At 57.4% G+C, this 11,968-nt stretch carries 8 protein-coding genes; 3 read left to right on the top strand and 5 right to left on the bottom strand.

Annotated features, from left to right (window positions below):
* Positions 1-353, top strand: a 353-nt coding sequence (locus BW967_RS09305) for a transposase (protein ID WP_139327821.1), incomplete at its 5' end; no start/stop codon positions are given.
* A gap of 243 nt (positions 354-596) precedes the next feature.
* Here the strand turns inward: BW967_RS09305 and BW967_RS09300 are convergent.
* From BW967_RS09300 to BW967_RS09280, 5 genes are read right to left on the bottom strand one after another with little or no spacing between them, the layout of a single operon-like run.
* On the bottom strand, positions 597-896 hold the full coding sequence (locus BW967_RS09300; RefSeq protein WP_076484775.1) for a PAAR domain-containing protein: 300 nt from the start codon (positions 894-896) through the stop codon (positions 597-599).
* Positions 896-1,681 (bottom strand): PoNe immunity protein domain-containing protein, encoded by a 786-nt coding sequence (locus tag BW967_RS09295; RefSeq protein ID WP_076484774.1) that lies wholly within the window; start codon positions 1,679-1,681, stop codon positions 896-898. The genes BW967_RS09300 and BW967_RS09295 overlap by 1 nt, the downstream gene beginning before the upstream one ends.
* Positions 1,678-3,024, bottom strand: a complete 1,347-nt coding sequence (locus BW967_RS09290) for a hypothetical protein (protein ID WP_076484773.1) — start codon at positions 3,022-3,024, stop codon at positions 1,678-1,680. Before BW967_RS09290 ends, BW967_RS09295 begins: the two co-directional genes overlap by 4 nt.
* Positions 3,025-3,027: 3 nt before the next feature.
* Positions 3,028-3,405, bottom strand: a complete 378-nt coding sequence (locus BW967_RS09285; RefSeq protein ID WP_076484772.1) for a hypothetical protein — start codon at positions 3,403-3,405, stop codon at positions 3,028-3,030.
* An 8-nt stretch (positions 3,406-3,413) separates the two neighbouring features.
* Positions 3,414-5,480: a type VI secretion system Vgr family protein gene (locus BW967_RS09280; protein WP_076484771.1), complete on the bottom strand. Its 2,067-nt coding sequence runs from the start codon at positions 5,478-5,480 to the stop codon at positions 3,414-3,416.
* A 413-nt stretch (positions 5,481-5,893) separates the two neighbouring features.
* On the opposite strand from BW967_RS09280, the gene BW967_RS09275 reads away from it, so the two are divergent.
* Positions 5,894-10,246, top strand: a complete 4,353-nt coding sequence (locus BW967_RS09275) for an NACHT domain-containing protein (RefSeq protein WP_076484770.1) — start codon at positions 5,894-5,896, stop codon at positions 10,244-10,246.
* Positions 10,237-11,634 carry a hypothetical protein gene (locus tag BW967_RS09270; RefSeq protein ID WP_076484769.1) on the top strand — a complete coding sequence of 466 codons (1,398 nt, stop codon included), beginning with the start codon at positions 10,237-10,239 and terminating at the stop codon, positions 11,632-11,634. The genes BW967_RS09275 and BW967_RS09270 overlap by 10 nt, the downstream gene beginning before the upstream one ends.
* The last annotated feature ends 334 nt before the right edge of the window (positions 11,635-11,968 follow it).

Below are 11,968 nucleotides of genomic sequence, written 5' to 3'. Positions count from 1 at the left end.
CCGGCGGGCGCAAGAAATACCGCTGCCTGAAAGCAACCTGCCAAGCCTGCCCATCGAAGGAGATTTGCTGTCCGAAAGCCGATGCGCGATACGTCACGCGCGAGCCCCATGAAGAGGCGCGCGATTTCGCCAGAGAGTGCCGCAAGACCAAGGCCTACAAGGTGTCGCGCGACAAACGTAAGAAGGTCGAGATGCTCTTCGCCCACCTGAAACGCATCCTCGGCCTGACCCGGCTGCGGCTGCGCGGGCCAAACGGCGCCAAGGACGAATTCCTCCTCGCCGCCATCGCCCAGAACCTCCGGAAACTCGCGAAGCTACGCCCTCAATGCGCAATGCAGGAGGCCGCAGCTTGAGTTGAACGGCCAGATAGCCACCTGATGGTGGTCGGACGGGCGATAGCCCGGACGACCCGGCGTTGCCGGAGAGACCCGTGCCGTGAAATCGGCGATTTCGACCGACTTTTTCAACACTATCCGCCCCTTGCGAAGGCGACGGCCTGACCAACGCGGTCGGCCCAAAGCAGTCGATCGGACAGCGAGACCGGAATCGTCGAAGCAGCCGTTGACGCACCCCGCAGCATAGATCCGTGCGGTCTTTCACCCCCCAAAGAAAACATCGCCGGAACCCGCTGCGGCCGAACCGCCGCAGCCGATCGCATCGCCCACGCGGCCTGCCGGTTTGCCGTTAATGAAGACCGTTCCAGAGCCGCCGGAGAGGCTGCGCGGGTGTGGGGGCGCAGGGCAAACACCGCAGGCGTGTGGGGCGTAGGCATCGCCTTGCCGCACCGCGCCGATGCCGTTTACGAAGACATCGCCCGAAGCGCCGATGGCCGGTGTCGGCGGGAAATGGCAACCATGGCCGGAGCCGGTGTCGCCAAGGCGGGTTGCGGCCGCCATCAGGCGATCCCCCGGCAGCCACGCGCCCAGTCGGCCCAGTCGGCGGGATAGTGGGGATGGTCGCGGAAACTGCGGTCGTCTATGCCGAACACCACTGCCGCCGCAGCCGCCTCAAGGCACCAGTAACCGACATAAGTGCTGTTCGGGCCAAGATCTTCGGCCCGCGTCGATTGCGCGGCCAGTTCCGAGGCCATCTCCTTGTACCAGCCCTCGAGAAATCTTTTCAGATGATGCGGGCGGGCGAAATCGGGTTCCTCCGGGTCGATCGCTAGCCACAATTCCCGATAGGCTTCAGGCCAATGCACCGGACTTTGCGGCGCAACCTCGCCAAGGCCCAACTGACGGCGGAAGGCCGACCAGATCCGGTCATAGCCGCCGTAGTCGCGCTTGGTCAGGTCGAACCTGTCGAGCGCGTCGAAGAAGGCCCGCATCTCCAAGGGACTGGCGCAGCAAAGAACGAGCATGGAGATGTATCGATGGATGACGCTTGTGCCCATCCACGCGATGCCGTCGGGCATCTCGGTGCCGAACCGCGCGACCATCTCGGGAAACAGGTGCCCGACCCCGCGCAGACCAGGGGCCACAACTTCGGGCATCGGGGCGCCAGCTGAGTAGAGGCACAACGATGTTTCGAACAAGGCCTTAAGAAGGGGAGTTCCATCCGTCCCACCAGTTTGCGGACCTGTGGGTGGATTGTTGTAGCTATCTTCGAACGCCTCGATATCCTCGTATTGATAAGCCAAGGCCTGAACCCAGAACTCCGGAGTCGCCAGCGTATCTCTCATTGTTTTCTCCATGTCGGCGTGGAAGCTGGCATGCCATCTTTATCAAGCCAGACTTCCGTAACATTTCCATTCTTGTCAACTTTCAGAAGAACTGGGTCATACTTTCCTTGCTGAAGGGCTCGCATGTCGGCACGGCTCAGACCTGCTTTGCCCAAGCGTTCTTCGATCCATTGTTTCGACATCTGCAGGACATCATCCTTGGTCGTCCCCTGCTTCGCACCCAACGCCTTCGCATCCGAGACGATATAGCGCGGCGGCGGCCCCGGATCACGGTAAATTGCGTCGATTCGGTTCGGGCCGGTGAAGGGGCTGTCCATCGTTGTCGACGGCCCGTTGATCTTTTCCCAGCCTTGCTCCGTCGCGTAACGATCAGCCGTCGTTTCTCCCCAACGCCCCGTGTAAACGTTGTCTCGCCGCGGCATGTCGGAAACACGGGTCCAGTTGCCGTCGCGATCCTGAATTATCGCTTCCCCATCCGCCGCGCGGCGCACGCCTTTCGGGTCGACCGGGTCGCGGTAACTGCCGTCGGGGTGCTCATCCTGACGGCGCGCTTTGGCTTCTGCAGCTTCTTTGGTACGTTTTTCCTTGAGTAGATCGTCGGCGGACTTGTCTGGAATTTCGCGGTTTGTATCGTGCTCCAGGCTCCCGAAATGGTTGTCGTCTGGTTTGCCATATTTAGCTTCAAGCGCCTCCTTGGTAAAAGTGCGCTCCAGCTTGCCGCCGCCCGCCGTGGTCGCGCGGACGACGACACTGCCGTCTTTCAGGCGCGACACGACGAACTTCATGCTCTTCAGGGCCTTGGCTGTAACACCGGCGATTCCGGCGCCGATCGCAAGCTCGCCCAGAAAGAACGTGCCATCGACCCCAAGCGTGGCGAAGCCGTAAAGCATGCCACATTGCGTAAAACGGCGTTTGAACTCCTCGTAGATGTTCATCAGGCTATCGGCGATTGCGGCGTAAAGCTCCTCCTGCGACGCCTGCCATTCATCAACTGCGTCTATGCCCAGTTGACGGTGACGCTCTGCTTCAATTGGGTCGCCGAACCATTTTTCCTTCAGGAACTCGTAAGTCTGATAGATTGCTTCGCCGCGTGGAGCCCCTAGATATCGGCCAAGCGCGCTCCCGCGGAGTTCCGCGAAAAGCTGTTCTCGAGCGGCCTTATCGGTAGCCAGCGTGTATAGCATCTCGGCGACGGCGACATATTCGTAGAACTTGTCCGCAGTATAAGAGGCGACAGAGCAACTGTTGTCGGTATGGGCATTGTCGGTCAGATCCAGCCCTGCGCCGGGGCTGGATCCTGCGCTAGTCAGCGCGCCCTGTCCGCTCAGAGGAGACCCGCCCACGCCCTACCTGCGATTTAGCTCGAATGTCGTGCGATCGCCGGGTGTGAAGAACGCACGCATAATCTTTGGCGCGAGGTCGGAATGCTCGGGGGCCAGACCGAGCGACGGTGACGAAAAAGTGCCGAGTGCCAGACCCGCGACTGAGGTCCCCGCCAATTGCGTGATGCGCTGCAGTTCCTCATCCTCTTCCTTACCCAAAAGGGTTACTTTGACCAGTTGCGCCATGAGCTCGAGGCGCGCCGTAGGAGCGATATCCACCTCCGAGGTCTTGCGCGCTGGCTTGATCCCACACTCGCGCCAGAAGGTCGCGCGGAGCCTGTCGCGGATCGCAACGTTTTCCGCTTCCGCGGCATACCATTCCCCAGAGAGCAACTTGAGCATCTCGCCCCTCAGTTCAGATCGATACGGCCAGCCTTCATCGACACGCTGCCAGACTGCGTAACTTTGAAATCCTTGCCTTCGAGGCGAATGGTTCCGTCGCGCTCGAGCACCAGTTTGGACGCGCCGCAGACGATCTCGTATTTGTGGCCGACGACAGTAACTTTGGTCTGACCAACTTCTTCCCATGATCCAACCGCCACCGTCTCGTTCTTCACGCCGCCAACCGAGAGCTGATATCCGCCGCCAATCGTCGAGGCTTTCGCGGCACCGACGATCTCGGTCGAACTCACCATCACCGTCTCGGCCTTGTTCTTGGCGACACCGATGATCAGGTTGCCCTCGCCCATGTTCAGCGCATCGGGCAGGCCAAGCTTGTCGGTCAAATTGCCGATCGCCCCGGTAAATTTCTGAAACGCCGAGGTGACCATCGATTGCAATTTATTGGGTCCCACCATCAACGTCATATTGCCGCCGATCACCTCGTGGTGATTGTTGCCAACCTCAACTGACTTGTTGTGACCGACGCTTTCTGACTGGTTGCGATCAACCCGCTTGGCGCGGTTGTTTTCGACATGCAATTCCATGTCCTTCTCAGCATGGACGTAGATCTTCTCGCGGTCGTTCTCATCTTCGAAGCTGATCTCGTTGAACCCGCTGCCCTTATGCGTGTTCGAGCGCCAAACCGCCTTGGTCTTGTTGGCGGGCAGGTCGTAAGGGGGCATGTTTGCCCCATTGTAGACGCAACCGGTGACGAGCGGCTGATCCGGGTCGCCGTCGAGGAATTCGACCAGAACCTCCATGCCGATGCGGGGGATCACCATGCCGCCCCAACCGCTGCCCCCCCAGTTTTGAGACACACGACAGCGCATCGAGTAAGCCGCCTCGATGTCCCACTGGAACTGCACCAAGATGCGGCCATATTCGTCGCAATCGATCTCGCCTTCGCCCACCACCTTGGCCGTTTGCGGGCCGCGCACATCGGCGCGGGTGGTTTTGAGTTCGGGCAGCATCGGCGCACTAGAGGGCATCAACACATATTGCCCAGAATAGGCGAAACCATCGCCTTCCGTGCCCCCTGTGCCGTAATTATCCGATGTGTAGGAATGGGTTGCGCTTAGGCACAGATATTCCGCGCCAGTCCCCGGCACCGCATCGCCCGCCAGCGTGACCCGCGTCCCTGCTGCGAGCGCCGGGATATCCCCCTCGGCCTCAAACCGCCTGTCTTGGCCGCGTTCGCGTTGTGCCCCAAGTCGTGCAAGAACGCGGCCTCGGCCTTGATCAAGGTAATCGCCCGGCCAATCATAGCTTTCGATCTGGCCTTGGGCATAGGCCGCATCGCCCGTCGCATGCGTGACCATCGCGGCATTCGGCGTCTTGAAATTGTAGTCCGTGAGCTTGATCGCCCCTGTCGTCACGCGCTGCGCCGGACGCCACGCCCAGAAATGCTCCACCTCTTCTTGGTGGTGCCCCTCATCAGGGTGGTAGGGGTGGGGGCCGATGTTCGGATGGCTTTCCACCATATCCGAAAGCACCAGTGCGTGCGCCCCCTCAACATGCTGGAAATGATATGAAATACCGTGCCGCTCTAGCATCCGAGAGACAAAGGCAAAATCGCTTTCACGGAACTGCACGGTATATTCGAGCACGGGGTAGCTGCCGGAAAGCTGCACCTCAAACGCGCCCACCGCGGCATGGTCCGAAAGCACTTCAGAGACGATCTCGACCACGGTCTTGTTGTGAAAAATCCGCTGATTGCGGCGCAAGGTGGCCAGAAAGAACCAAGGCTGCAGCCGCAGGCTATAACGCTGCCCGCTTTCGCCGGCGCCCAACCAGCGTGCCTCCGTCACGATGCCATCAAAGGCACGCTCCCCGCCCGTGGTTTCCAGCGTCACAGTGGCATGGGTGCCGATCAGCGCATCAAAGTCGATATCGCTGCTCGCTGCTAAGCAATCGACTGTAAAATCAAACAGATCACTCAACCGCTCGACGCCGGAAAAGCGCTGCAAAACCAAAACATCTTGGCCCAAAACCGTGGACAGGCGGCCCATCCGGGCCTCTTGGGAAAGCTGGGCCATGCAATGCACTCGTAAGATCAGATGGCGCAAACCTACCCAAAAGGGCAGGTCAGGCAAGGGGGAAACTGCCGCAGTTGGTTGGCACGCGCATGACAGGCAGGTATGTGCCGAGGCGGGGCTGCTTCGATGACAGGCGAGAGGCCGCATCGGTTCTCCCAAACCGCCGCTTTCGCGGATTGCTGCGGATGCTATGCCGCAACGTCAAGGTCCGGAATCCGCCCCTCACGTTGGTCCTGCCTCGCAGACATGGTCGGCCCATACCGGTCATTCGTGGAAGTCGCAGAAAATGACTGGTCTTGAGTCCGGGGCGCATGCAACAGAAAAGTCTATTGTCTTGGAATGCGGGTGATATCTATACAATTAGTCGAGCATGCTGGGCGTTGAAACAAGACCCAGTTCAGAGAGCATGAAGCATGGGTCACAACTACAAACCAACCGCAATCACAAGAGTTGGCTTCGCATACCAGGACTTGGTTGCCGCAGAGACACTGCTTGACTTCTATCGTAACCCCCAAAAATATTCATGGGTGCAGGTAGAAGCATCCGACGAGTCATTCCGGGCCGTGGATGACGTGGTTGCGTGCTTGGCTGACGGGCGCTTCGAAGTTACACAAGTAAAATTCGCTGTTGACCCGAACAACCCAAAGACAGCCCTCGATTGGGAATGGCTCCTAGCGGCGAAGCCCACAGGAAGATCTCTACTTCAGCACTGGGCCGCACCAGTCTTGAAGATTTTGGATGATGGTTTGCTGGCAAATGCCCGCCTGAAGACGGATCGAAAACCGGATGCGGAGTTCTATAAATCTTTGAAGGGCAGCCGTGTCGTTTATTCGAAAATTCCTTTAACAATTCGCACGCGAATTATTGCACAGCTTGGATCGACTGCAGGCGCTCAAAAGTTCTTTAAAAATTTTGATTTCATTCACTCACAGCCCATACTTGAGGATCTTGAAGCTACTCTCTGGGCGCGTATAGCATCTGACACGGACAGCGCTGGCTGGGCATTGTTCCAGAAACAGCTCCAACTTTGGGCGACACAAAAAAATTGGCCGGGCCCTGACGGGCGTATCCGTTATATCCATCTCCAGCAAGCTTTTTCTCCCGAAAGAGCCAGGCCCCTTCCCCAAGATTTCACCGTGCCAGAAGACTACTGCGTGCCGGACGAGAGCTTTTCTGACGATTTCTTTTTGCGGGTACTCAATGACGATGGCGTCACGGTTCTTTGGGCCCCTCCGGGGCGTGGGAAAAGTACTTTTCTCAGCCACTTTAAGTCGAAACTCGATGCTAAAAAGGTTGTGTGTATACGGCACCACTACTTCCTTAGCCTCGATGACCGATCTGAGGGAAGGTTCCACTTCCAAGCTATTGCACGTTCGCTAGAAGCCCAACTTCAAGAGGCGATGCCTGACTTGAGAGTGCGGCGGAATAGTACTTTGGGCGAAACGATTGAACAAGCGGCCCGGAAAGTCGTCGCGGAAGGAAGGCGCCTTATCGTGATCATCGACGGACTCGATCACGTCTGGCGAGAAGGCCGTGATCGTGAGCACGCCGAAGAACTCTTTAACGCGCTTATCCCCGTCGTACCGGGTACCCATCTGGTAGTTGGGACCCAGAAGATTGCGGAAAAGGACCTTCCAACAAGGATGCTGGTTGCTGCGCCTATGGAAGGCTGGGTCGAGCTTCCTCTCATGAACCGCGCTGCTGTTGAAGGCTGGATTGCAACACAACACCGCGCAGGAAGGCTGAATCTCTTCCGCTGGCCTCACCAATCGAAAGCGAAGGCGCTCGCAGCGGTTTCTGATGCTTTCTTCGGCATATCCAAGGGCTTGCCTCTGCATCTGATTTATTCATTCGAGGCCGTTGCCCGTGCTGGCAATGAAGTGACGCCAGACCTCGTTCGAGCGCAGCCGGCCTGTCCCAGTGGAGACATCCGGGATTACTACGCAGGGCTAATGTTGCAGCTTTCTCCACGCGGGAAGGCAATTCTGCACGTCCTAGCTGGTCTCGACTTCAGTCCGCCGCCATTTGCGCTCAACAACTGCTTCGGCGTGGACGATCAGAGCATCTTGGGGCTGGCGGAGATCGGTCATCTCCTCGATTTTCGAGAGATGGAAGTGCGTCCATTTCACGGTAGCTTGTTCGCCTTTCTTCGAGATGACCCCAGTCACTATTCAACTTTTATGGCCAACAGCGCGCCGACTTTGGCATGGCTGGAAACAGAAGCGCCTCCCTACTGGCGAGAGGCGTGGCTATGGATCACTCAGGCAACACGCGGGAACGCACAAAACCTAATCAAGGGACCTTCCCGTGAGTGGGCGCTGTCCTTCGTCACCGCGGGGTATCCGATCGACCGCTTGATCAATGTATTGAATCATGCCGAACAAGCCGCTTTCGAAGTATTCGATTTGGCAAGCGTCGCGCGTCACCGACTTGTAAAGATGCGTGCGATAAATGCCGATGAGCTGCAGCACGATGAACTAGCCCAAGTTTGGTATGTTGCGGCCGCTTTAAGTGGCGATATTTTTGTCCCGGCCGTCCTTCGAGCCGACCTGAGTAACTTGCCAGCCTCACTAATCCCGGCGCTCGTCCATATGACCCATAAGAGTCAGCGAGGTGCGCTTGTCGACCGAGCTGTTGAGGAGCTTAATGGACGCATCACCCAAAATCGTCACGACGAATACATCAGCAATGACCAGCAAGGCGATTTTGCTCGGGCTGTGGTTGCAGTCCTTGCTGCAAGCAAGAATAACGAGGTCGCTCGGGTGCTGCGTTTCGCGCGCGGTTCCGGTCAAGCGGACTCTATCCTTGCCGCTTTCGCTCAAAGCGCGCGCCTTGTCGGAAATGTAGGTTCCGTCTTCGAAGCGGGTAAGAGTTTCACTGGCGTCGAGTTTGACCGCGAGCTATTTGCGTGCCTGTGTCTCGAAGGCCTGTCGCCTGCTAGCCCAACTCCGTTGAAGGCAGGAAAGCACCCCGCTATTCGCTGCTTGGGCATCGCCAAAGGAGACGCAGTAAAAGGAAGCAACTCCGGCAAAGATCTGTCCGCGCTCTTTGCAGGCGCGGACGGCCCGGCTGATCGCCACCAGACAGATATTCGAGGAATCGTCTACAATAATTTCATGTCCGCACTTGCGGCTGCTCTGGCAGGAAAGCCAACAAAAAGCTGGGTAAAGATCCCGGATCATGCATCGGAAAGCTGGCTTGCGGGTGCAGTACGTGCGTTTGAAAAACTCGCGCAACGCATCGCTGCACACTGGGCCAACACGAAGCGTTGGCCAACTCTCGGTGACGTATTCAGTTGGTATGATGGGCAACCTTGCTACGAGCGAGGTTATGACGCTCAAAGCCGTTTCATTGCCGTGCGCCTTGCGCTTATCGACGCCGCCTTCGATCTTTGCCTCATAGGTCGAGGGCTTGATGCTGCGTATCAAATCGACGACGCGGTTTTTTCTGAGGCGCGTACATCAGCCTTCTGGCTCAACGAACTTTGGCTGGAAAAGCTCACAACACGCCGGATATCATTGCATGACCCAGCTAGCGCTGAGACGTTCGTTGCGACTTACATGGACGAACTTGCTCGAACCGTGACCGAGTTCAACGAGCGAGCTTCCATGTTCGGCAAGCTGGCTCTTGCCGCGCACGACCACAACAAACCTCAGCTCGCAGCTCAGGCTCTGAGACAAGCTGTCGATTGTTTGTTTGGGTATGGCTGGCGGAAGGATGCCTTCGCCGACGATGTTCTTACCGCGTTGGAAATGATGATCGAAGCAGGGGATCAGGACGCCAAGCAAACCCTCTTGGCTCTAGCTGGCGCGTTTCACCGCATCACCGACTACACCGACGGCGACGGAACAAACCATATCCGCAGCGAATATTACACCGCTGTAGCAAGGCATTTTCCTGAACGTATCGCGCCCATGCTGAACGATCTAATCAGGGCTGAGGACTGGCGTTATGCCGAAGATTTGTACAATGAGCTTCCCTCTCTCCCTTTGGCCCAGAGCGTAGAAGGCGTTGCACTTTTTTCCACCTTTATCATGCCTAACGAACGGATCGCCGTAGAGAAAGCTAACCTAGCGTTGGACATAGCGACGACTCTCCGCCATAAAGTCGGGCCCAACGTCAAACACGTTCGCAAGGCAGATCGATACGCCACCGAGAGCCATCAGAATTCGGAAAAGGAAAATGCGGAAGCTCCTAAACCTGGCGATTTTCCTCCGGGAAAGTTTTCGGAGCTGATTGCTGAGCGTAGACGTCTAAGTCTTTTCGATATTTCTAGATCGACCGTCACTGAATGGCTTAATTATTGGGATGCTAAGGGGCGGGGTGTGGCGGCGCTGGCCGATTTGGAGGCTGGGCTGTCCGAACCACGACTTCATTTAGAGATCGAAAGCGGCCTTGATACCGCGGCTGAAATTGCGGCGAAGCTTCACGGTCGCAGCGAAGCATTCAAGTGGTTGGTGCGGGCCCACATCGCACGCTATGGCTGGCAAAGGTATCTCACAAGCAAGGACGAGGCGGAAGCTCGGCTCGAGCTTGTCGCTCGCGACCACAGGGCGCGTTGGAAAGACTTCGTCCGCGAGACCAGCAAACCCGCGCTCAACCTTCGAGAAAGTAGAAACGGATTGGTAATCGGCTTCACGCGGCTTATCTATTTCCTCACCCAGGTTGGCGAACTTGAACTCGCCAAAGCCCATACCAAAGCGCTGGTCGACACTTTCATGGCGGAGATTGCGCAGCAGCCACTGGACAAACCTTCATGGGCTTAGCGGTGCATACAATTGATATCTTGCTTACTCGGCTTCTATGGCCTGTGCCCCGCGTTAGGCTGGAAGCTGCCAGAGCTCTAGCGGAGCTTATCAAGGGTGGTGATCGCAATGCCGCCGAGCGCTTGCTGGTGTGGATCTGCCAGAAGAAGCTTGAAAGTGAAGTGATCCTTGGCCTCAATATCATCGAGGCTTTCAACTTGGGTGCCTATTTCGCATTTAATGAGGTGCGGAATTCCGTGAATGCCGCGTCACACCTATCTGACTGGCTTATGAAGGCAAACTTTGCCGAAGCCGATAGGCTTTTTCGATTCAGATACGCTTACGCTCCTCCAAAGAGAGCGGAGTTGCCGGAGGCGGTGCGCCGTTCGTTTTCGGCCTTCAATGGCGTGCCGCAAATGTTTCATTCTCACCTTTCCCATCTGGAGGAACAATCGGGACTGCCCTTCTGTAAGCGATGGCAACATGAGTGGGAGTGGCTGCAAGCAGGGGAATTTCGGAGCCAGGGCAACCCTTCCTACTTCTTCCAGGGCAACCCTGAGATAACCGGGCAGCTCGACTTCGCTGATCGTGAGACCTACGTTTCGGCATATCTGCGGACGCTCTCCTTTGCCGCTTCCGAATGGGGGCTACCTCACTCGATAGCTGAGCAACATTCGCGTGCGGCCCTAACCTTGAATCGCGGCCTCGCCGAGGTTGCGCCAGTAGACCGGCCCGGATGGTCGGATGGCATTCTGCTCGGCGAGCGTGACCCCAAGTCGGTTGCATCAGCCATTTGGGCCGCGGCTTCTTCAAGTGCCGCTCCGGGTCAAATGCTCGCGGCTCTGCGCGCCGTCGAGGTGGGCGAAACCGGCTATGCGGTGTTCGAGTTTGATGTTGTAACAGGCAGCGCCGCTGCCCTAGCAAGTCCAGACGAGCCTGATGATTGTCGATGGTCTTATCTGGCTAATCCAGCTCGCTACGAAGGCGGCTTCTATTCCAGTCCAGATATCGGTTTTAAGCCGAAGCCAAGAAGGCTTTGCGGCAAAGCTATAACGCTTGATGTTGGGCGCGCCTTAGTGGACCTCGTTCCGCATGTACACCTACCTTCGCCTCACGCCGATCAGCCAAGATCGGAGATTGCCTGCCTTGAAAGCGGAATCGAAATGCAGGCTGGTGGATCGCCTATCGCCTTCTGGGAGCACTGGTATAGTGATTGGGAACCCGCGTGCCCTCGTGGAGCGCATAATCTAGTTGGCTACAGGACCACTGTGAAGCGCGATTGCGTGGAGGCGTTTTGCGAACGTAACTCTCTTAAAACCGCTGTATGGTGCAGCGTGAAATCAGGCACACAGCAATACCGCTACACAGAGTTTCGAGATCGGCAAGAAGGATTCTGGATCGAGATTTAATCCATAGAGAAATTTGCCCTTAACCAGCCATTTGCACGTGCTTCAGTGAACTTCCGCTTCCCGCCCCTCGCGACGGCGATGAGTTGATCGACGTGCTCGGCTCTGAGCCGTTGGTCACATCCTGATGTGCCTTTTCTTGAAGCGGTGACAACCACTCGCCTCAGCAAGGCGCTTGATTAGCCCTTTACTGTCGATCTTGCGGGGCGCAGCGTGGCCTGTTCCCCGAACTACAGGGCGGATATCTACCGGAGGGAATGCGTAATTTCTGTGCCGCGATGGTCACAACTTGCCAAACCTTACGCCATGCTCTGGCAGACTCGGCCGCCCCGTTGTA

The organism is Rhodobacter aestuarii, assembly GCF_900156655.1.
Taxonomy (GTDB): domain Bacteria; phylum Pseudomonadota; class Alphaproteobacteria; order Rhodobacterales; family Rhodobacteraceae; genus Rhodobacter; species Rhodobacter aestuarii.
This window is presented reverse-complemented; position numbering and strand designations above follow the sequence as displayed.